The organism is Pseudochelatococcus sp., from assembly GCF_050946405.1.
GTDB lineage: Bacteria > Pseudomonadota > Alphaproteobacteria > Rhizobiales > Beijerinckiaceae > Pseudochelatococcus.
Map to the genome: position 1 here is coordinate 519,906 of NZ_JBMNUS010000002.1, position 19,755 is coordinate 539,660.

20 protein-coding genes and 1 tRNA gene are annotated in these 19,755 nt (G+C 63.1%); 13 read left to right on the plus strand and 8 right to left on the minus strand.

Translation table 11 applies throughout. The features are described from left to right. Positions 1-75: 75 nt before the first annotated feature. A complete protein-coding gene (locus tag ACOYJQ_RS06010) occupies positions 76-642 on the minus strand; it encodes a helix-turn-helix domain-containing protein (RefSeq protein ID WP_433457090.1) in 567 nt (188 codons plus the stop codon). 422 nt (positions 643-1,064) lie between these two features. On the opposite strand from ACOYJQ_RS06010, the gene ACOYJQ_RS06015 reads away from it, so the two are divergent. Beyond that, positions 1,065-2,159 (plus strand): ABC transporter substrate-binding protein, encoded by a 1,095-nt coding sequence (locus ACOYJQ_RS06015; RefSeq protein WP_433457091.1) that lies wholly within the window; start codon positions 1,065-1,067, stop codon positions 2,157-2,159. Between the two features lie 111 nt (positions 2,160-2,270). Beyond that, positions 2,271-3,908, plus strand: coding sequence for a methyl-accepting chemotaxis protein (locus ACOYJQ_RS06020; RefSeq protein WP_433457092.1), 1,638 nt, complete (start codon positions 2,271-2,273; stop codon positions 3,906-3,908). A gap of 133 nt (positions 3,909-4,041) precedes the next feature. On the opposite strand, the gene ACOYJQ_RS06025 is transcribed toward ACOYJQ_RS06020, so the two are convergent. After that, complete coding sequence (locus tag ACOYJQ_RS06025) at positions 4,042-4,518, minus strand: MarR family winged helix-turn-helix transcriptional regulator (RefSeq protein ID WP_433457093.1); 477 nt, start codon at positions 4,516-4,518, stop codon at positions 4,042-4,044. Between the two features lie 98 nt (positions 4,519-4,616). Here ACOYJQ_RS06025 and ACOYJQ_RS06030 point away from each other — a divergent pair, with 98 nt between their 5' ends. After that, positions 4,617-4,985, plus strand: coding sequence for an antibiotic biosynthesis monooxygenase family protein (locus ACOYJQ_RS06030; RefSeq protein ID WP_433457094.1), 369 nt, complete (start codon positions 4,617-4,619; stop codon positions 4,983-4,985). An 18-nt stretch (positions 4,986-5,003) separates the two neighbouring features. Continuing rightward, the gene (locus ACOYJQ_RS06035) at positions 5,004-5,450 is read left to right on the plus strand and encodes a hypothetical protein (protein WP_433457095.1); all 447 of its coding nucleotides are present in this window, start codon (positions 5,004-5,006) and stop codon (positions 5,448-5,450) included. 115 nt (positions 5,451-5,565) lie between these two features. Here the strand turns inward: ACOYJQ_RS06035 and ACOYJQ_RS06040 are convergent. Together ACOYJQ_RS06040 and irrA are read right to left on the minus strand one after the other, a co-directional pair. After that, positions 5,566-5,655 (minus strand) — tRNA-Ser (locus tag ACOYJQ_RS06040). Between the two features lie 129 nt (positions 5,656-5,784). Beyond that, entirely contained in the window at positions 5,785-6,243 is a 459-nt protein-coding gene (irrA, locus tag ACOYJQ_RS06045; RefSeq protein WP_433457199.1) for an iron response transcriptional regulator IrrA, read from the minus strand. 408 nt (positions 6,244-6,651) lie between these two features. Between irrA and pncA the strand changes: the two genes are divergently transcribed. The 4 genes from pncA to ACOYJQ_RS06065 all read left to right on the plus strand — a co-directional run bounded on the left by pncA (position 6,652) and on the right by ACOYJQ_RS06065 (position 11,034). After that, positions 6,652-7,287 carry a bifunctional nicotinamidase/pyrazinamidase gene (gene pncA / locus ACOYJQ_RS06050; protein WP_433457096.1) on the plus strand — a complete coding sequence of 212 codons (636 nt, stop codon included), beginning with the start codon at positions 6,652-6,654 and terminating at the stop codon, positions 7,285-7,287. A gap of 134 nt (positions 7,288-7,421) precedes the next feature. Then, complete coding sequence (locus ACOYJQ_RS06055) at positions 7,422-7,949, plus strand: SixA phosphatase family protein (protein WP_433457097.1); 528 nt, start codon at positions 7,422-7,424, stop codon at positions 7,947-7,949. A 248-nt stretch (positions 7,950-8,197) separates the two neighbouring features. Beyond that, the gene (locus ACOYJQ_RS06060) at positions 8,198-9,607 is read left to right on the plus strand and encodes a YcjX family protein (RefSeq protein ID WP_433457201.1); all 1,410 of its coding nucleotides are present in this window, start codon (positions 8,198-8,200) and stop codon (positions 9,605-9,607) included. Positions 9,608-9,984: 377 nt separating this feature from the next. Next, a complete protein-coding gene (locus ACOYJQ_RS06065) occupies positions 9,985-11,034 on the plus strand; it encodes a YcjF family protein (RefSeq protein WP_433457098.1) in 1,050 nt (349 codons plus the stop codon). 56 nt (positions 11,035-11,090) lie between these two features. On the opposite strand, the gene ACOYJQ_RS06070 is transcribed toward ACOYJQ_RS06065, so the two are convergent. From ACOYJQ_RS06070 to ACOYJQ_RS06080, 3 genes are all read right to left on the minus strand, one after another. Then, complete coding sequence (locus tag ACOYJQ_RS06070) at positions 11,091-11,354, minus strand: hypothetical protein (RefSeq protein WP_433457099.1); 264 nt, start codon at positions 11,352-11,354, stop codon at positions 11,091-11,093. A gap of 130 nt (positions 11,355-11,484) precedes the next feature. Next, positions 11,485-11,889, minus strand: a complete 405-nt coding sequence (locus ACOYJQ_RS06075; RefSeq protein WP_433457100.1) for a hypothetical protein — start codon at positions 11,887-11,889, stop codon at positions 11,485-11,487. Between the two features lie 387 nt (positions 11,890-12,276). Next, positions 12,277-12,780 carry a MucR family transcriptional regulator gene (locus ACOYJQ_RS06080; RefSeq protein ID WP_433457102.1) on the minus strand — a complete coding sequence of 168 codons (504 nt, stop codon included), beginning with the start codon at positions 12,778-12,780 and terminating at the stop codon, positions 12,277-12,279. Between the two features lie 678 nt (positions 12,781-13,458). On the opposite strand from ACOYJQ_RS06080, the gene ACOYJQ_RS06085 reads away from it, so the two are divergent. Both ACOYJQ_RS06085 and ACOYJQ_RS06090 read left to right on the plus strand, forming a co-directional pair. After that, a complete protein-coding gene (locus ACOYJQ_RS06085) occupies positions 13,459-13,761 on the plus strand; it encodes a GNAT family N-acetyltransferase (protein WP_433457103.1) in 303 nt (100 codons plus the stop codon). Positions 13,762-13,981: 220 nt separating this feature from the next. Next, complete coding sequence (locus tag ACOYJQ_RS06090) at positions 13,982-14,983, plus strand: complex I NDUFA9 subunit family protein (protein ID WP_433457104.1); 1,002 nt, start codon at positions 13,982-13,984, stop codon at positions 14,981-14,983. A gap of 112 nt (positions 14,984-15,095) precedes the next feature. Here the strand turns inward: ACOYJQ_RS06090 and ACOYJQ_RS06095 are convergent, their stop codons facing one another. Further along, positions 15,096-15,848, minus strand: coding sequence for a sulfate transporter family protein (locus ACOYJQ_RS06095; RefSeq protein WP_433457106.1), 753 nt, complete (start codon positions 15,846-15,848; stop codon positions 15,096-15,098). 380 nt (positions 15,849-16,228) lie between these two features. Between ACOYJQ_RS06095 and ACOYJQ_RS06100 the strand changes: the two genes are divergently transcribed. The 3 genes from ACOYJQ_RS06100 to ACOYJQ_RS06110 all read left to right on the plus strand — a co-directional run bounded on the left by ACOYJQ_RS06100 (position 16,229) and on the right by ACOYJQ_RS06110 (position 19,713). Continuing rightward, positions 16,229-16,462, plus strand: a complete 234-nt coding sequence (locus ACOYJQ_RS06100) for a hypothetical protein (RefSeq protein ID WP_433457108.1) — start codon at positions 16,229-16,231, stop codon at positions 16,460-16,462. Between the two features lies 1 nt (position 16,463). After that, entirely contained in the window at positions 16,464-17,915 is a 1,452-nt protein-coding gene (locus ACOYJQ_RS06105) for a methyl-accepting chemotaxis protein (RefSeq protein ID WP_433457109.1), read from the plus strand. A 505-nt stretch (positions 17,916-18,420) separates the two neighbouring features. Continuing rightward, the gene (locus ACOYJQ_RS06110) at positions 18,421-19,713 is read left to right on the plus strand and encodes a methyl-accepting chemotaxis protein (RefSeq protein WP_433457110.1); all 1,293 of its coding nucleotides are present in this window, start codon (positions 18,421-18,423) and stop codon (positions 19,711-19,713) included. The last annotated feature ends 42 nt before the right edge of the window (positions 19,714-19,755 follow it).

The window sequence follows — 19,755 nt, forward strand, 5'->3', positions numbered from 1 at the left end:
TATAGTAGATTATCCTTTTCAATGCCCATAGGTGGGGAGCCTGAACGCGAAACGTCGGCGTTCGGCCATACGGCTTCAGGAAGCCCTCAAGGCGAGCACGGCGTAGGTGCAAGGCCGCCCGCTTTCATTCCTGAAGGCGCAGTTGGCCGGCGGGCCCGGTTCCAGGCAGTCGCCTTCCTGCATCTCATGCCGCACCTCTCCTTCCACAAACACAAGTTCGCCGTCCAGAACCCAGATCAGGTGGCGCAGAAACGCGTAAGTGGATGCCGGCATGGGCACATCCTTGCCCGCAGGCAGCGTGATCCGCACCAGATCGAGCGGCATATCGGAGCGCGGCGAAACATGGCGGCGCACATAGCCGGTCTCGGGATCGATCCAGACCGGCTGATCCGCCTTTCGTAGCAAGCGCCCCTGGCCGATTTCGGCGCGCGCCATGAGTGTCGACATGCTCAGACCGAAGGCGCCGGACAGCTTTCCGAGCACCTTGGCGGTCGGGCTGCTGTCCCCGCGCTCTATCTTGAAGATCATCGCGCGCGAAACCGATGCCTTTTCAGCAAGTTCCGTGAGGGACCACCCCCGGCTTTCGCGTTCAGCGCGAACGCGGGCACCGATACGCCGGTCCATATCGTCGATTTTGCTCATCGTGCTACTATAATAGACGGGCCGCGCCGACACAACAAATCGTCGGCAGCATGCGGAAGGCCGCCAAGCCCATGGGCGGGATGATGACTTAACCGTTCAAGCCATCATTGCGATCGCTGCAAGCTTGATGACGCCCGTGGATATTTCAATAAAATTATCACGTATATTCAATAGTTAATAATAATTATTGCATAATTTTCAATATTTTGAATATTATTATAATATTTATGAATATACATTCATCATATAGCATAAAGTGCCGCCTTATGCCGGGTGAGATAACGGACAATGGTGCAAAATATGTTATATTTTTACCATCATTATAGAGCATATACTTTGTCACATTCGATTTATTCTTCTCGTCTATTTCTCTGTGTCGCATCGAAAATCTTCCTGAAGCGCACCCCTGTGTGGAGGAAAACATGAAAGCCATTCTTTCGACGCTTGCCACCTGCGCCTTTCTGACGACGGCGGCTGCCCAGGCCGGTGAATTCTCCGTCGCCTTCATCAACCCCGGCGGCAGCACCGATTTCTGGGGCGAGGTTGCCGGAACCATGCGCGCGGCCGCGAACGATCTCGACATCGATCTGGAAGTGATCGATACCTCCCGCGACCGCTTCGCCATGGCGAAGGCCGCGCAGGACATCGCGTCCCGCACCGGCAAACCCGACGTGGTGGTCATCGTTAACGAGCTTCAGCAGGGGCCGGAGTTGCTCGCCACGCTCGACAAGGCGGGCATCAAGACCTTTTTCCTGCTGAACAAGCTCACGGACGAGCAGGAGGCCAAGGCCGGCAAGGCCCGCCAGGGCGTCCCCAACCTGATCGGATCGCTCATCCCCGACAACGAGATCGCGGGCTACGAGATGGGCCGTTCGCTGATCGTCGCCGCCAGGAAAGCCGGCAAGGACAAGGACGGCATCTCGATTCTCGCCCTCATCGGCGACACGGCGACGCCGGCCGCTCTCCAGCGCGAAGCCGGCCTGAAGCGCGCCGTCAAGGAAGACCCTGCGGCGAAGATCGTTCGCGCCATTCCCGTCCACTGGAACCGCGACACCGCCAAGGACCGCGCTTCCGCCTTCCTCGCCCGCGAAACGGCCGACGCGATCTGGGCGGCCAATGATCCGATCGCCTTCGGCGCCATGGAGGCGGCGAGGGAGAAGGGGCTGAAGCCCGGCGTCGACATCAGCTTCGCCGGCCTCAACTGGTCGGCCGATGCGCTGAAGGCGGTCAAGGCCGGCGAAATGACGCTCACCCACGGCGGCCACTTCTTCGGCGGCGCGTGGTCCATGGTGTTGCTCTACGACTACATGAAGGGCGCCGACTTCGCGTCGGGCGGCGGCGCCGACGTGCAATTCCCCATGTCGGCCGTGACGGGTGAAAATGTGGATGCCTTCCTGGCCAAACTTGGCGCCGGAGACTGGGAACGTATCGACTTCGCCAGCTTCTCGAAAGCCAAGGCGGGCGTCGCGAATTACACGTTCTCCGCCGATGCGATCCTCGCCGCTGCCGGCGACTGACGCAAATCTACCGCCCTTGGCCGCGCCGTCCGAACGGTGCGCCCAAGGGCATCTTCCGTGGTGTGTTCACGCGGAATCGTTCCCGTACCCGAGGCGGCGGAGGCTTCATTCATGAAATTCTGGCAGTCGATCAAGTTCAAGATGGTGGTGCCGGTCGTCGCCGTCGTGACACTCGCCTTCGCCGGCTTCTCCTTTCTGAATCTCACGCAGCGCATCGAGCAACTCCAGGGATCGTTCCGCTCCGAGATCGGCCTCAGCGCGATCATGGCCAATCAGCCGCTCGGCAACGCGATTTGGGAATTCAACCGCGATCTCGCCGCCACCGTTCTCGCGCCGCTCACCGCAAACCCGAATTTCTCCTGGGCCGTGGTGCGGGAGCCCAACGGCTCGATCTTCGTATCGACGCATGCGGAGGGCGTGGACGGCGAGGCGGAGCTGGCCGCCCTTCTGGCGGCCCTCGGCGACGACGCTCTCGCAGGGGATGCCAGCGATGCGGTGTCCTTCCATTCGACGGACAGGTTCGAGGTCGGCTCCCTGCCGGTCGTTCGCGACGGATCGACGATCGGCGTCGTCGTGATCGCCTTCGACCGCTCGGCGGTGAGCAAAGCCCGTACCGAGGCGCTCACGATGATGATCGGAATGACAGGCGGCGCGATCGGCCTCGTTTGCCTGATCCTGACCGGGCTCCTGGGCCGCATCACGGGGGCGATCCGCCGGCTGTCCGGGACCATGGTGTCCTTGGCCCAGGGCGATCTCGACGCGACGATACCGTGCACGGAGCGCACGGACGAGATGGGCGAGATGGCGCGCACCCTCGCCGTATTCCGCGACAACGCCCGCCGCCAGCTTCAGCTCGAGGTCGAGCGGCGGGAGGGGTTCGAGAAGGAGCGCGAGCGCCAGATCGTCGTCGAGGAGCTGATCGCCGGCTTCCGCGACGATGCGTCGAGCCTCCTCAAGCCGGTGGCGGACAGCACCGAGGCGATGGCTGCCGTCTCCACCTCGCTGATGGGGCTCTCCACCGATGCTCAGGGGCGCACCAGATCGGTCGCGGTCGCAACCCAGCAGGTCCATGCCAACGCCCAGACCGTGGCGGCCGCGGCGGAGGAACTGTCCGCGTCCATCGAGGAAATCTCGCAGCAGGTGACGCGAACGAGCGCGATCGTCAACGATGCCAACACCAAGACCGTCAGCGCCAACGACCAGGTCGGCCGCCTCGCCGATTCCGCGCAGCGGATCAGCGCCATCATCGGCCTGATCCGGGAGATCGCCGAGCAGACCAATCTTCTCGCCCTCAATGCGACGATCGAGGCCGCGCGGGCCGGTGACGCGGGCCGCGGCTTCTCCGTGGTGGCTGCCGAGGTCAAGAACCTCGCCGGGCAGACCGCCAAGGCGACGGAGGAGATCACCGCCCAGATCGGCGTCATTCAGACGGACAGCGCCGCCACGGTTCATATTATTCAGGACATCGCCAATGTGATGGGCGAGGTCAATTCCTACACCACCTCGATCATGGGCGCGCTGACCCAGCAGGGCGGCGCCACGACGTCCATCAGCACCGCCGTTCAGGAGGTGGCGATCGGCACCCGCGACATCGCGATCAACATGAACTCGGTGAAGGGCGCCGTGGAGGAAACGGCGACGTCCGCCGCCCACGTTTCCGAAGTGTCGGGCCAGGTGGGCGAGAACGCCGGGAAGCTGGCGGCCAGCATCGACGCCTTCCTCGCGAAAGTCTGGCGCTTTTCTTCCTGACATTTCACAGGCGATCGGCGGCGCGGACAGTTCGGCGACGGCGGCCGTTGAGGCCACCCCGTAAGTGGTGTCGTATCATGCAAAACAAGACGGCCCCTTCCCCGGAGGGCCGTATCAATATCTGGGCCACACTTTAGGGATGTCTTTCAGCATCTATTTCTTTTTCAAGTCTTTCTCGCAGCATTGCCACTACGCGGTGCGCTGTCCTGATTTCTTCAAGCGAAAGCCCCTCTGCCAGCGCATCGACCATTGGGTTGTATGCGTTGATTGCTGCTTCGTAGGCTCGGCATCCCTTATCGGTCAGCACGACGAGTTGCGCCCGACGATGGTGCGGGTTGGGCTGAAACTCGACCAACCCTTCTTTGTGCAGGTCGTTGACGATGCGCTGCACGTTTTGCCGGTTTGCGCCGAGATCGCGAGCAATCCAAGCCACCGGTTGGGAGCGCTCAGAAAGAGCGATTGCGCCGAGAATCTGCCACCGCGCACTGGTCAACCCGAAAGGTGCAACGAGCCTGTCACCCCAGGCGAGGGTCAGATTGTTCGCGCGAAACAAGCTCAAGATCAGGTCGGTTAAGGCTTCGCCTTTTGGGTTCACTGCCATTTCCCTCATCTGTCATCAGAGACCCATCTTGACATTATGATGTCAAATCAATATGTCTCTATGATATCGTACTGACATCATGATTACGATATGAACGGAGCTACGAAATGTCCCTCTTGAAACCTGTGGACGAGAAATTCCCCATCGAGCGTCAGCTCGCGATCGAAGCCGCGCCGGTCGTGCTCGTCAACCTCTTTACGCTCGATGCCATCGACGAAGAGCGCTTCCTCGCAGTCTGGAAGGACGATGCCGAGTTTATGAAGCGCCGGCCCGGTTTCATCTCGACGCAGCTTCATCGCGCCATCGGCGGGAGTCCGACCTACCTGAACTATGCGGTGTGGGAATCGACGGACGCGTTTCGCGCCGCGTTCACGCATCCCGATTTTATGGCCAAGCTCGACGCCTATCCGTCATCCGCCGTCGCGACCCCGCACCTGTTTCAGAAGGTCGGCGTCGGCGGCATCTGCACGGCCTGACCGGCGAAGGGGAGCACCATGCCCAAGATCATCCATCCGATTGCCGGTCTGATCGCCATCCTCACAATTGCAGCCTTCTGGCTCTCGACGGCGATTTCGGAATTATTCGCTTCTGAAGCGACCGTGGCGGCGGTCAAAACCGCCATTCCGTGGGGTTTCTTGCTTCTCGTTCCAGCACTGGCCGCTACGGGAGGAACGGGATTTGCCCTGGCCAAGGAACGGCGGACCGGACTGGTCAACGCAAAGATCAAGCGTATGCCTCTGATCGCGGCGAACGGCATGCTGGTTCTGATACCGGCTGCGCTGTTCTTGGCCGTCAAGGCCAAGGCTTCCGAATTCGATACGGTTTTCTATGCGGTGCAGGCGCTCGAATTGGCGGCCGGAGCTACAAATATCACCCTTCTCGGCCTTAACATGCGCGACGGCTTGAAAATGAAGGGAAGGCTCCGCCGCCTGTCGACATGATCGCTGCGACGGCACAAGCCGCCGAGCGTGGGCATAATGCCCCATCCTGCCGTCTGATTTACCGTGGTAGATCGTTAATAGGTATTCGAAAAACACCAATAAAATCAATGATGTTTGGCGGATGGGGTGGGATTCGAACCCACGGACGGCTTGCACCGCCGCCGGTTTTCAAGACCGGTGCCTTAAACCGCTCGGCCACCCATCCACAGCCGCGCGACGGTAGTGGAGCACAAGCCGCCGATCAAGTGCACAACAGCCGTCAAACAGCATCAACGCTGCTTTTCACCAGCCTTCTGCACGGATCTGGCGGCTGAAGGAAAGCGAAGCGCCCGGCTCACGCCTTGCGGCGCAGCCGCACGATGACGTCCACCCGCGCAACTTCCATTCCCTCCGGGATGTCGGGCAGCGCAGCGACCGACAGACCCGAATCGGGAATGTCCATCAGATCGTCATCCCCTTCCACGAAGAAGTGATGATGATCCGAAACGTTGGTGTCGAAATACGTCTTGGAGCCGTCGACCGCGAGCTCGCGCAGGAGACCCGCCTCGGTGAACTGGTGCAGCGTGTTGTAAACGGTCGCAAGCGATACGGGCACGCGCGCCCGCGTCGCCTCCTCGTACAGCATTTCGGCGGTGACGTGACGATCGCCCTTGGCGAACAGCAGCCACCCAAGAGAAATGCGCTGACGCGTCGGACGAAGACCGACGCGGCGCAGCTCCTCCCGCAACTGATGAACGGGGCAGCCCTTGTGCAAGCCCTGCGGCGTGCTCGCGGCGACAAGCACCTCCGGCATCGGCGCTTCCTTGTCCGCCTGCCTCACCGCCACCGCTCTCACCTGCACTTCCGCCATTCCCGTCGACTTCCTGATTCACCGGTGCCCCACAGACACGCTGTTGCAGGCTATCATAAGAATGGTTTGCAATAACCGCAAGCCGCCGGACGACAAACAGGCCACTCCCTCGTTGCATTTTCCGCATGGCTTGCAACGTTCCCTTTCCCCGACGAATCCACCGGGAAACCGCCGGGAAACCGCATGGTGACGCAACAACTGCCCGCCCGGCGCTTGAACCTGCATCAACCGGACTATATTACAACGAAGGAAGTTGAATGTATCCTGATGGACTACACTCGCCAACCGGCGCGACGTAGCTTCGCCTGACCGCAGCAGGTGAGCGGCTTCGCTTACGAAAGCGTGATCACGATGAACCGATCCGACGCATTGTTGCTTGTCATCGATGTGCAGAACGATTTCACGGCAGGCGGCAGCCTCGCGGTGCGCGATGGGGAAGCGGTCGTCCCCGTTGTCAACGGCATCGCCCGGCAGTTCACTCATGTCGTCCTGACACAGGACTGGCATCCCGCGGGGCATGTTTCCTTCGCGTCGTCCCATCCGGGCAAGACGCCGTTCGACAGCATCGCCCTGCCCTACGGGCGACAGACCTTGTGGCCCGACCATTGCGTGCAAGGCACGCATGGCGCGGACCTGCACCCCGATCTCGACATTCCCCACGCGCAGTTGATCATCCGCAAGGGATACCAGCCGGACGTCGACAGCTATTCGGCCTTCTTCGCCGCCGATCATGCCACGCCGACCGGTCTGGCCGGATATTTGCGCGAGCGGGGATTGACCACGCTGGTGCTGGCGGGGCTCGCGACCGATTTCTGCGTCGCCTGGAGCGCGCTCGACGCGCGGCGGCTCGGCTTCGACGTCGGGGTGCTGGAGGAAGGTTGCCGCGGCATCGATGTCGACGGCTCTCTCGACCAGGCATGGCGCGACATGACGGCCGCCGGCGTCACGCGCATTCCCTCCGCCTCGGCTCTCCCGGCAGACCGATAGCAAGGCGGAAGCAGGATGACCCGCAGGACGATTAACCGAATAGTCACTTCATGCCGGGATACTGGATGCGTCCCGTCTGCTCCGAAATATGCCCGCCCCTGTTCTGACCGCCCGACATAGTGGATGCCTGAAACATGTCCCGACGCCTCATTCTGCTTCGCCACGCCAAATCGGACTGGCCGGACGGCATCGCCGATCATGAACGGCCGCTGGGGCGGCGCGGCCAGGCCGATGCGCCGCGCATCGGCAGCTATCTCGAGTCGCACGGGCTCATCCCGGATTTCGCCGTCGTCTCGACGGCGAGGCGCACGCGCGAGACGTGGGATCTGGTGGAGCAGGAATTCAGCCGCTCGGTGCCGACCCGTTTCGACCGGCGCATCTACGAGGCCAGGCCGGGAGCGCTCCTGTACCTCATCCGCGAGACCGAGCCCGCCGTCGGCAGCCTGCTGCTCATCGGCCATAATCCGGGTTTCGAGGATCTTGCCCGCTTCCTGATCGGTAGCGGCAACGAGGACGCACGCCAGCGGCTCGCCCAGAAATATCCGACAGGGGGGCTGGCGATCATTGATTTCAACATCGGCGACTGGCGCGACATCGAGGCCCGCTCGGGCGCTCTCGACCGTTTCGTCACCCCGCGCAGCCTTGCCGACGAGGACGACTGACCCTATGTCCGTGGCGGTGCGCTCCGCCGGAGCGTCGGCGTGAGGCTTGCGCGGCTACCGGGCGGTTGCCGCTGCTTCACCCTGGAAGCTTTCCGTGTTTCGCTGAAACGTGGAAGTGCACTGTCTTCTTGTTCTGACGCAATTTCGGGCGCAAAAATGGTATCCGATTTTGCTGGAGTTGCCTCAGGGGCCGCGAATCGGGCGCAAATGCCGTGACAGTGACTTCGTCGTTCGACAGCGCCTACGATTTGCTGCGCAATCTCGGGGATTTCGCGGCCGGCGCCCTTTCACCGCGCCTGCGGCTCGGCGTCACCGGCCTTTCGCGGTCGGGAAAGACCGTGTTCACGACAGCGCTGGTGCATCACCTCATCGGGGTGACGCCAATGCCGGTGTTCCGTGCTTCCGCCGAAGGGCGCATCCGCCGGGCGGTGCTGGACGATCAGCCGGACGATGCCGTGCCGCGTTTTCCCTACGAGGAGCACCTCGCCACGCTGGGCGAGCCGTTGCGCCGCTGGCCGGAATCGACCACCCGCATCGCCGAATTGCGCATCGCCATCGATTATGAGCGTCGCTCCGGCTGGCGCGCCGGGCCGGCGAGCCTTGCCGTGGACATCGTGGATTATCCGGGCGAATGGCTCGTCGACCTCGCGCTCATCGACAAAAGCTTTGCGGAATGGTCACGCGAGACGCTCGCCGCAAGCAGGACGGCGGGACGCGCCGCGATCGCCGCTCCATGGCATGTGGCGCTCGCGGAGGCCGATCCGCGCCGCCCGGCTGCCGAAACGGAGATCACCCGGCTCGCCGATCTTTTCAAAGCCTATCTCGCCGCGTTGCGCGAAGGGCCGGAACGCGTGGCGACAACCCCGCCCGGCCGCTTCCTCATGCCCGGCGATCTCGCCGGCTCGCCCGCGCTCACCTTCACGCCGCTCGATCTCGCGTCGGGCGCGGAGCCCGTGCCCCGCAGCCTGCATGCACAGATGGAGCGGCGCTACGACGCTTACCGCACGCATGTCGTGCGGCCCTTCTTCAGGGATCATTTCGCGCGCCTCGACCGGCAGATCGTGCTCGTAGACGTCCTGTCGGCGCTCGATTCGGGGCCGCGCGCCCTCGCCGAGCTGGAGGAAGCGCTCGATCAGGTGCTGATCGCCTTCCGCGCGGGCAGCAACACGCTGTTGAGCAGCATTCTCGCCCCGCGCATCGACAGAGTTCTGTTCGCCGCCACCAAGGCCGACCACCTGCATCGCAGCGACCATGCGCGGCTGGAGGCCATCCTGCAACTGCTCGTCGACCGCGCCCTGCGCCGCACCCGCGGCGCCGGCGCGCGCGTCGAAACGCTTGCGCTCGCCTCCGTGCGCGCCACGCGCGAGGCCAGCGTGCGCTCCGGGCGCGATACCCTTCCCGCCATCGTCGGCACGCCCGAGGCGGGCGAACGAATCGGGGATGACGTTTTCGACGGCACCACGGAAGCCGCCATCTTTCCCGGCGAGTTGCCGCAGGACCCGCAGGCCGTGTTCTCCGGCGCGGTCCCGCCCGGAGCGCTGCGGTTTCCGCGCTTTCGCCCGCCGCCACGCATACCCGACGCCGCAGGCCGACTGCCGCCCTTGCCGCATATTCGCCTCGATCGCGCACTGGAATTCCTGATCGGCGACCGGCTGTAGCGTCGGCTCGGAAAGTGCGCGCTCTGAATACGGTCTAGAGCATTTCGGCGTTTCGTTGAAACGCAGAAACGCTCTATCTTATTGACTTGACGCGTTTTCTTCACGCAAAGCGGTATCCGCTTTGCTTGAAAACGCTTTAACCGAAGAGCGCTCCAGATGATTTCCGGTTTCATTGAAACGGTGAAGTCATCCAATTTTCGATTTTGAGCGGCGTGCATGCAAGCGGGATCGTCACGCCGCTCTCAATTTTCTATTTTACCGCAACTTGCGCTCAATTCGATGAATCGACTTGAACGCAAACTGCTCCAGAGCAAACTCTGATCGATCGAATGATTCCATTCAATCGGAAAGAGCTCCAGAAAGAACGGGCATCGGCGATGACGAACGCACCTCGGCCACCTCGCGCTTTCCGCCTCGATCAGCAGGGAGAGCGGCAATCGGCCGCTCCCGCGGAGGACGACATTCGGGAAACCCCGCTGCAACATGGCGACGTGCTTGTTGAGGAGCCCGATACGCCCGAGGATACGGTCGATCTCTCGCCTCCTTCCGCGCGTGGCGCGCGCGCGCCGTGGCTCGGCCTGCTGCTGTCGGCGGTGGGCGGGCTTGCGGCGCTCTGGATCTTTCTCGCCATCGGGCAGATGGTGTCGCAACTGCTCGTCACCTTCCCCGCGCTGGGATGGCTGGCGCTGGCGCTGGCGCTGGTCGCGGTCGTCGCGTTCGCGGCCGTCATCATGCGGGAGCTGCGGGGCGTGTTTCGGGAAAGGCGTATCGAGTCGCTGCGCCAGGCCGCCGCCGCGGCACGCGACGCCAACGACGAAGCCGCCGCGACCGCCGTCGTCCGCGATCTCGTGGCGCTCTACGCGGCGCGCCCGGAAACGGCGCGCGCCCGCACCAACCTGGCCGCCATCGGCCCCGATGCGATCATCGACGCGCCGGATCGTCTGGGAATGGCGGAGCGGGAATTGCTCGCACCGCTCGACCGGGTCGCACGCCGCATCGTGGCCAATCAGGCGAAACAGGTGTCGCTCGTGACAGCCGTGAGCCCGCGCGCCATCGTCGACGTGGCGTTCGTTCTCTACGCGAGCGCAAAAATGGTGCGGCAGATTTCGGCTCTCTACGGCGGCCGTCCGGGGCTGTTCGGCTTCCTGCGCCTGTCGGGCAACGTCCTTTCGCACCTCGCGGTGACCGGCGGCATCGCCGTCGGCGACGATATCATTCAGCAGGTGGTCGGGCTCGGCCTCGCCGCCCGCCTGTCCGCCAAGCTGGGAGAAGGCGTTCTGAACGGCCTGCTGACCGTCCGCGTCGGCCTCGCGGCGATCGAGGTATGCCGCCCCCTGCCCTTCATCGCCGTGGAGCCTCCCCGCTTCACCGATGTCGCCTCAGGTCTGTTCGACCGCGACAAGGTGACTGACGGCGCAGCAAGCTGACCGCGCAAGGCAAGCGCCGGCGCGGTCAGCCGAATCGAAACGGGCCGCCGCCCGAATCAGTTGCAGCGCTGATAACGGCGCCCGCCGTACCAGTATTCCTCACAGCGCGGCGCCGTCGCAGCGCCGACGACGGCGCCGCCGGCCGCGCCGATCGCGCCGCCCGCAAGAGCGCCGCCGGCCGTCCCGGACGCCAAACCGCCAACGAGCGCGCCGGCGCCGCCGCCGATCAGCGCCCCGCCGACCGCGCGATCGGTCGGGCTGGACGTGTTGCACGCCGCCAGGCCCAGCGCCAGCAGAGAAACGATCACAAGGTTTTTCATAGGCTATCCTCCAGAACGTGATCACACCCCGCCCGGACATTCCCGAATGCCGCGCGGTCCGTCACCGAGTGATACCGTCAGATGACACCGTAACGCGAAGCGCGAACGGCGGCTTGCGGCAGAATAAAGATCAACCTTGCCCGGTGACGCCGCTCCCCGACCGCCCCGACTGCACGGATGACGGAGCAGACGAGGATGCGCCGGCGCGATAGCGCTTCGACAACAGGCTGACGTCCTGACCGATGCTGTCCAGCAGATCGATAAGCCACACGTTTTCCTTGCCGACGGTGTCGGAAATGCTCTGCCGGATGATCTCGATCTTCGCGGCGACTTCAAACTCGTTGCGGGCGGCGAGACCGCCGACGGCGCGCTCGATGGATTTCAGCTCGCGCAGCAGTTCGTCCCTGAGCGAGCGCTGATCGTCCGCGTTGATGAGCGGAGAATCGAGCATGCCGCGCAAAGCCGCCCAACGGAGCCCGAACGACGAAACGGAATTCTGCTGATCGGGTTCTGCATGCGTGGAAAGAGAAGTCATTCTGATGCTCCGGTTCAATACGGCGATAAAGAAAATGCGCGCTCAAGACAAGTCGAGTTCCGCCCGGATCCGAAAGGAACGCCTCAACGAAGTTGCGCCGTCTCCGAATGAAAGGGGATGACCTGAACAAACATTTAACAAAGACCCGCCCGCAGCACTATTTTCCTCGCATCATCCACGCCGGCCGAAGTCCCGCAAGATGGACACGGTGCATGAACGCGCATGAAACGGCCGTCGTTCCCGGCGTTTGCAAATTAAAACACCCAACGCCTCACCGGAGACGGGCGCAAACGACTACAGCCCGGCGCGCGAGAAGCATCCGAGCTGACGTCACGGGACGGACGGCGCGAGCATTTGACGAGAACCTCGCCACTCACGGAAAACCGATCACTCCGCCGAGGCGGAAGCGGCAGCCTTGCGGCGCGTTCTCTTCGCAGGCGCGGCAGGCACGACGGGCGCCGGCGCGGCCGCCTCGCGCTTCCGCTGCTGGCCGAGACCCATTTCCTTGGCAAGCTGGGACCGGGCAAGAGCATAGTTCGGCGCAACCATCGGATAGTCGGGCGCAAGACCCCACTTCTCACGGTATTGCTCGGGCGTCAGGTCGTACTGCGTCCGAAGATGGCGCTTGAGCGACTTGAACTTCTTACCATCTTCCAGGCAGATGATGTAATCCGGCGTGATCGATTTCTTGATCGGGATAGCAGGCTTCGGCGGTTCGGCAGCAACCTCGCTGGCGCTGACGGAGACACGCCGCAACGCGGAATGAACCTCGTTGATGAGCGCAGGCAACTCCACAGCCGCAACCGAATTGTTGGCGACATACGCCGAAACAATGTCGGCAGCGAGCTCGACGTAGTTCACCTTATCTGCTTGCTGTGTGTCGTCAGTCACTTCAGATCCTCAATAAAGGGAGAATAAAATGTTTTGTCTCCAAGTCTTCTTAGTTCATAACTTTTAATCACGCAATACCAAAATACCCCCATTTATGGCAAACTCAAGGCATTCTCCAACATTCGGCCCCCAGCCTGCCCGCCGGGATTCTTTTGCAGCGCAACATCGGCGACTGTACGAACACATTTACTTTAGCCCGGTACAGAACCTCGCCCCCACATCTGCGCGCCCGATAACCCCCGTCGCCGGCGCCGAAGGCAAGCATTATCCGCCCGTCTTGCGTTCTGCGGCAATAGTGACAGGCTGCAAACGGAAAACGAGACCATGACTTCAGTTTACCTCGCATTCTCATCAGTTGCACTGGCGGAGAGGAAACCGGCACCGCGCCGCGCGCACGAACCTGTGAATAACTTCTCCTTTACAGGGCACAACTTGTATAGGCAGCCAATAAACTGAGGCTGTGCCGCAGGAGCATTTCCCCCGTTCCCGGCCGGCGGCGCGATGGACGCGCCGTCAGCGTGCCTATATTCTATGCAGAGAATATCTTCTACGGCGGCGGCGCGCCCGGCGGACGACTTCCGCAAGCGAGTATGCCGTCGGAACTTTCGGCGCGGCCGGGGAATTGTTGTCCGGCCGGTCGCAGACCATTGGAAACCGGACACAGGGAGACTTGAAGTCATGACGCTTTCCGTAACCGACAACGCGAATGCCCACCGCTTCGAACTGGCGATCGACGATGATGTCGCCTTCATCGATTACCGCATCGAGCCGCCGCAGGAGGCCGCGGGATCGCCGCCGGTCTATGTGCTGGAACATACCGAGGTGCCCGAGTCGCTGGGCGGCCGGGGCGTTGGCGGGCAGCTCGTCGCCGGCGCCCTCGCCCATATCCGCGACACGGGCGCGAAAGTGCGCTCCGAGTGCTCGTTCGTGACGCATTATCTTTCCCGTCACGGCGAATACAACGATCTCGTCGCCGCGTAAGAACGCCGGCGAAATACCGGCCCGCCAACCCCGCGAAGATCCTGTCGGGCCACCGATCAGCGAACCATGCCGCGGCGGGCAGATTTGAATCGTTCCGGCGATCTGTACAGAAGCGCGGCAATTGGCTATGCAACTGCCATGGATCGACGGGCGGAAACCGTTTTCCCGCCCTGCTGACATCAGCGCCGCCGCCGGGCGGCGGAATTGCGGGAGTGGACCGATGACAACCGATACGGCCTTGGCTTCATCGCAACTCGTGACGATCTTCGGCGGATCGGGGTTCGTCGGTCGCCATGTCGTGAGGGCGCTGGCGCGGCGCGGCTACCGCATCCGGGTCGCCGTGCGCCGCCCCGATCTCGCCGGCCATTTGCAGCCGCTGGGCACGGTGGGCCAGATCACGGCCGTGCAGGCCAATGTCCGCTACCGCGATTCCGTCACCCGCGCCGTCGCCGGCGCGCAGGCGGTCATCAATCTGGTCGGCATCCTGCGGGAAACCGGACGCCAGAATTTCTCGCCCGTGCATCATGAGGGCGCCGGCGCCGTCGCGGCGGCAGCGGCGGCGGAAGGTGCGCGCCTCGTTCATGTTTCCGCGATCGGCGCGGACAGCGCCTCACCCTCGCTCTATGCGCGCTCCAAGGCGCTGGGTGAGGAAGCCGTGCTGGCGGCGAATCCGCAAGCGACCATTTTCCGTCCTTCCGTCATCTTCGGTCCCGAGGACGCCTTCTTCAACCGCTTCGCGGCGCTGGCGCGCATCTTCCCGGTGTTGCCGATCGTCGGCGCGCAAACGAAACTCCAGCCGGTTTTCGTCGGCGACGTCGCCGAAGCGGTCGCGCGCGCCGTGGACGGCACGGTGCCGGAAGGGCGCGTCTACGAACTCGGCGGCCCGGAAGTGCGGACCCTGCACGAACTCGTGAACGATGTGCAGGCCGTGACCGGCCGCCGTCGGCCGGTCATCGCGCTGTCCCCCGGCGTCGCGAATATCCAGGCCGCCGTGGTCGAGACGCTCGACAAGTTCACCTTCGGCCTGCTGCCCGAGACGATCATCATCACGCGCGATCAGGTGAGGCTGCTCGCCGCCGACAACATCGTCTCCGGGGAAGCGAAGGCGGAAGGACGCACGCTCGAGGGCATCGGTATCGCACCGACGGCGCACCAGGCCATCATTTCGGGTTATCTCTGGCGCTTCCGCAAGGGTGGCCAGTTCGACGAGGCGCGGGCATAGAGCGGCGTGCCTTCAAGTGGAATCGTGACGCCGCTCCAAATATCGGCTTGAACGCAAGTCGCTCCGGAGGTTTCGCTTCCGGGCGCGTTCCGATCGATTGAATGATTCCGCTTCAGCCGCCCTTTTTCGCCTCCACCGCGAGCGAACCGACGGCCTTGTGGATGCGGACCATCAGCGCCGTGGCGAAAAGGGGCGTGGCGAGATTGGCGATCGGCACCATGACGAACAGCGCCGCCGCCAGCCCTCCAAGCAGAACCGTGCCGCTGTTCCGGCGGCGCAGTGCCGCCGCTTCGGGCGGGGGCCTGTGACGCACGGCGGCAAGTTCGAAATATTCCCGCCCGAACAGATAGGCGTTCGCGCCGAGAAAAGCGACGAGATTGACGCCGGGCACCAGCAGCAGCGCCAGCGCCACCAGGTTGACGCCGGCTGAAACGGCGGCGAGGCGCAGGCTGCCGAGCAGCGCCTCGCCGGTCGGCAGCGCCTTTCCCGGCGGACCGCCGGGATCGCAGCGCGCCTCCACGATTTCCGCCACGTCGTCGAGAAAGAAACCGGCAACCACGGCCGAAACCGGCGGAATCAGGAATATCAGCCCGAAGAAGAGCCCGGCGCCCGCGAGCACCACCGCCAACGTGCCGACGAGCGGATAACCCGCAAGCCAGGCCGATTGCTCCGAAAGCCAGCCGACGAGCCGCGCCAGCCCCGCCCCGATCGCCAGCAGAAGCAGCAACGTCAGCCCCAGCGAGCGCCACAGAACGCCGCGCAGGGGCCGCGAAAGCACGTCGCCGGCCGCTCCCGCGGCAGCGCTCGCCACAATGGACAAGGACGACGAATTCCGCCGCCGGTCAGGGAAATTATCGCTCATCATGGCGGAATCTGAGCAGATTCCGTCCACCCGGTCAACGGACGCCGCAACGGCCCGCAGCCTTGCATACCTTGGCATCGGCAACCCATAGATGCCAATTTTGTCATTTTCACGCTCCGGGCGCGTGTGATAATAAAGCAAGAAATGTCATACATTGCACATGTAAGCGACACGATCCCAAGATCGCCGCCGAATATGCGCTTACCGTATGGCTAAATCCTGATAGAAAACGGAAAAATAAAAATGAACGAGAATAATAATCAGCATCTTATATTCAGATATTGAGGGACGATAAAATTATACCAAGCAATAAAAACTATGATCTGAAAGCAATTATCGCATTTGCTGCTCTTGCGGCATCGATAACTTTCAGCGTTTCGCTCATGCCTCGTGGGCAAGAGCAGGTCGCCGTCGTCGTCTGGCCGTGGGCCGGCCCGGCCCGCGCGGTCGAGGTTGTTGCCGCCGCCGGCGGCACGCTGGTTGCGGGGGCGCGATGGCCGTTCATCCTGATCGCCCGCTCGCCCGATTCCGCCTTTATCGACCGCCTTTACGCTTCAGGAGCGGCGGTCGTCTTCAATCCCGGCATCCTTGCCGGCTGTCTCTCAACGGACTTTTGACATGAATTCCCTCGACACTTTCCGCATGCGCTTCGGCGTGCTCATGATCGGCTTTCTGTGGGGCAACGCCGCTCTCATCGCCCTGATCGCCGTCTTCCTCGACCACGCGCCCGCCGCCGTCGGCGGGATCGCGCTCGCCGCCGCGGCCACCGCCGTCTGGTGGCGCGACAGGATCGGCGGCACGACGCGCATCATCACGTCAATCGCGCTGGCATGCCTCATCGCGCTGCTGGTCTCCGCCCTCAACGGCGAGAGCTATCAGATTGACGTGCACATGTATTTCTTCGCCAGCCTGGCCGTCGTCATCGGCTGGTGCGACATGCGGGCGCTGTTGGCCTACAGCGCCACGGTCGCGGTGCATCATCTGCTGCTCAACTATCTCATGCCCGCCTATGTCTTCCCGGCAGCGGAGCCCGATCTGCCGCGCGTGCTGCTGCATGCCGTCATCGTGGTGCTTCAGACGGCCGTGCAGATATGGATCGTCTCGGTGCTGCAAAAGCTGTTTACCGACGCCAACACCGCCGTGCTGAGCGCGCGGAAGGCAGAGGAAATCGCCCGCCTGCTGGCCAACGACGCCAACACGCGGCAGGACGCGGAGCTGCACAAGCTGAGCACGCGCCACACGCTCGCGGAGGACTTTGTCACCCGCATCGAGAATCTCGTTCATCATTTCAGCCGGTCTTCCCATGAGGTGGCGCAGGCGGCGGAGGTGCTGTCGTCGACCGTCGGAGAGGCATCGTCCGGCACGCGCTATGTGGCCGACGTGGCCGATTCGGCGGCGCAAAGCATGCAGACCGTCGCCGCCGGTTCCGAACAGCTCGCCGCTTCCATCGAGGAGATCAACCGCCAGACGAGCGAATCGGCGGAGATCGCCCACGATGCGATCAACGAAGCCGCGCAGACGCAGGAGAACACCCAGCGGCTGCTCGACGCCACGCGCCAGATCGGCGGCGTGCTCGAACTCATCCGCGCCATCGCGGCGCAGACGAATCTGCTGGCGCTCAACGCCACGATCGAGGCGGCGCGCGCCGGCGAGGCCGGCCGCGGCTTCGCCGTGGTCGCGACGGAGGTGAAGACGCTGGCGGGCCGCACCGCGGCCGCGACGAACGAGATCGCGGACAAGATCGGGGAAATCCAGCAGGCGACCGACGAAACCGCCACCGCCATCAGCCACATCACGAACACCATAGACCGCATGCGTAACGCCACCTCCGGCATCGCCGGCGCGGTGGAGCAACAGGGAGCGGCGACGAGCGACATCGCCAAGAACACGCATCGCGCGGCAAACGATGCCGCCAAGGTGGCAGCCGCCATCGTCAGCGTCAGCGAAAACACGGCCCGCACAGGAAACGCCTCGACCACACTGAAGGAACTGTCCGTAACCCTCGAACAGAATGCGGCAAGCCTTCAGGCGGAGGTGCGCCAGTTCGTCGACGAACTGAAAGCCGCCTGACCGCAGCACGCGGAGGCATCGTGACCGGACGACTTCGATGCGATGGAGCGACGGGCGCCCGCCCGGCGCCCCGTCGCCTGTCGAACGCCACAAGCCCTGACGGCGACCGTCAGGCTCACATCATACCAACGGCTTCATGCTTGATGCGAACGAATTGCGCGGTAGAAATTTGACATAAATGAAGGCTATATCGCCAAAAGAGCATTATATTTCTCTCATCTATATAAAAAGGTGACACGAACCAATGCTCTATTCTGAATTAAAAGAAGACTATGAACTTCACAATACCTCCCGACTGGATAATAGTTCTCGCGCCCTGCTTACGTCCTCGCATACGGTTGACGCAACGCTCGAATCATTGCTCGATTCGGGCGTCCCGGCTGAAACCATCGTTGAGAAACTGATTTCGGCATCGGTTTCTACGCTCCGGCAGGGCGGCAGATGGTGGTCGGGTTTATCCGCATCGTCATCGGACGCCGAGGCGGCGCGCGATGCAGCCGGGCAATTGCATGCCTCGCTGGCGGCGTTGCTGCGTCTTGCCTGCGCGCGAGCCGCCGATACGGCCGTCGCGCGCCACAGGGATGAGAACGACCTGATCAATCTTCGCCGGCTGTCGGATACGGTCGTCAGCATCAATGACGTGACGAGCGAGATCGTCTCGCTGTCGTACAATGCGCACAGAACGGCGACCGGCGCGCGCTCCGTCGCCTCCGCCGCGACGCAGTTGGTCGCTTCGATCCAGGCCATCGAACATTCCAGCAATCAGGCGTTGAACGAGATAAACAACGTCAATCAGGGGTCGATTGCCGTCAGTGATGACATCGAAAGTCTGCGTACGGCGATATCCGGCGTGACGGCGGCGACACAGGAGACGCAGACGACCGTCGCGGGCGTGGAAAACGCTTTCACGCACATCGCCGGCACGCTCGGCGCCATCGACGCGATCGCGCGCCAGACCAATCTGCTGGCGCTCAACGCGACGATCGAGGCCGCGCGGGCGGGCGAGGCAGGGCGCGGGTTCGCGATCGTCGCCGCCGAGGTGAAGGCGCTCGCCCAGCAGACGGCAAGCGCCACGCAGGAAATCGGGCAAAGCATCGCCGACATGCGGGACGTGCTGGCCACGCTGGTGGAAACGATCGCACGCTCGCAGGCTGCGGTGCTGTCAGGCCGGACGGCCATCGACAACGTGACCGAAACCGTGGAGCGCACCTGCGCGCAAATCGCCCTGGTCATGAATCACATGGACGAGATTACGACCGTACTGTCGCAACAGGGCCAGGCAAGCAGCGAGATCGCCGCGACGATCGAAACGGAAGCGCGCCTCAACGTGGAAAATGAAGCCTCGCTTCATCACATGAGCGAAAAGCTTCATCTCGGCAACGACCACCTTTCGGCCAGCGCGGAAGACTGGTTCAAGGCGACCTCGCCGCAAGCGCTCTGCGAAATGGCCAAGATAGACCATGTGCTGTTCAAGAAGCGCGTCGTAGACAGCCTCACCGGAAGGGCGTCATGGCCTTCCGGCGAGGTGCCCGATCACGACAGTTGCCGGCTGGGGAAATGGTATAACGCGACGAGCGCCGGTTGCATCTGCGATTTGCCGGCGTTCAAAAGTCTCGTGGAGCCCCACAAGCGGATCCATGAAATGGCGCGCGCCGCCCTGCAATGTCACGAGGCAGGCCGGATGGATGACGCCATCCGCCATCTTGCCGAAATGGATCAGGCCAGCGAGGAAGTCATAGAGCGGCTGAACGTGCTCTCGGCCGCCATAGGCGCCGCGCAGGCGAATCCGGCCCGATAGGGCGTCTTTCAAAGGAGCGAACCGCGCGGCGATCGAGCACTT

Coding starts and splice junctions, on each gene's coding strand:
- ACOYJQ_RS06025 (WP_433457093.1), bottom strand. CDS start 4,518: ATGAGGGAAATGGCAGTGAACCCAAAAGGCGAAGCCTTAACCGACCTG.
- ACOYJQ_RS06100 (WP_433457108.1), top strand. CDS start 16,229: ATGCCTCGTGGGCAAGAGCAGGTCGCCGTCGTCGTCTGGCCGTGGGCC.
- ACOYJQ_RS06085 (WP_433457103.1), top strand. CDS start 13,459: ATGACGCTTTCCGTAACCGACAACGCGAATGCCCACCGCTTCGAACTG.
- irrA (WP_433457199.1), bottom strand. CDS start 6,243: ATGCCGGAGGTGCTTGTCGCCGCGAGCACGCCGCAGGGCTTGCACAAG.
- pncA (WP_433457096.1), top strand. CDS start 6,652: ATGAACCGATCCGACGCATTGTTGCTTGTCATCGATGTGCAGAACGAT.
- ACOYJQ_RS06030 (WP_433457094.1), top strand. CDS start 4,617: ATGTCCCTCTTGAAACCTGTGGACGAGAAATTCCCCATCGAGCGTCAG.
- ACOYJQ_RS06035 (WP_433457095.1), top strand. CDS start 5,004: ATGCCCAAGATCATCCATCCGATTGCCGGTCTGATCGCCATCCTCACA.
- ACOYJQ_RS06015 (WP_433457091.1), top strand. CDS start 1,065: ATGAAAGCCATTCTTTCGACGCTTGCCACCTGCGCCTTTCTGACGACG.
- ACOYJQ_RS06020 (WP_433457092.1), top strand. CDS start 2,271: ATGAAATTCTGGCAGTCGATCAAGTTCAAGATGGTGGTGCCGGTCGTC.
- ACOYJQ_RS06055 (WP_433457097.1), top strand. CDS start 7,422: ATGTCCCGACGCCTCATTCTGCTTCGCCACGCCAAATCGGACTGGCCG.
- ACOYJQ_RS06010 (WP_433457090.1), bottom strand. CDS start 642: ATGAGCAAAATCGACGATATGGACCGGCGTATCGGTGCCCGCGTTCGC.
- ACOYJQ_RS06070 (WP_433457099.1), bottom strand. CDS start 11,354: ATGAAAAACCTTGTGATCGTTTCTCTGCTGGCGCTGGGCCTGGCGGCG.
- ACOYJQ_RS06105 (WP_433457109.1), top strand. CDS start 16,464: ATGAATTCCCTCGACACTTTCCGCATGCGCTTCGGCGTGCTCATGATC.
- ACOYJQ_RS06075 (WP_433457100.1), bottom strand. CDS start 11,889: ATGACTTCTCTTTCCACGCATGCAGAACCCGATCAGCAGAATTCCGTT.
- ACOYJQ_RS06095 (WP_433457106.1), bottom strand. CDS start 15,848: ATGATGAGCGATAATTTCCCTGACCGGCGGCGGAATTCGTCGTCCTTG.
- ACOYJQ_RS06090 (WP_433457104.1), top strand. CDS start 13,982: ATGACAACCGATACGGCCTTGGCTTCATCGCAACTCGTGACGATCTTC.
- ACOYJQ_RS06065 (WP_433457098.1), top strand. CDS start 9,985: ATGACGAACGCACCTCGGCCACCTCGCGCTTTCCGCCTCGATCAGCAG.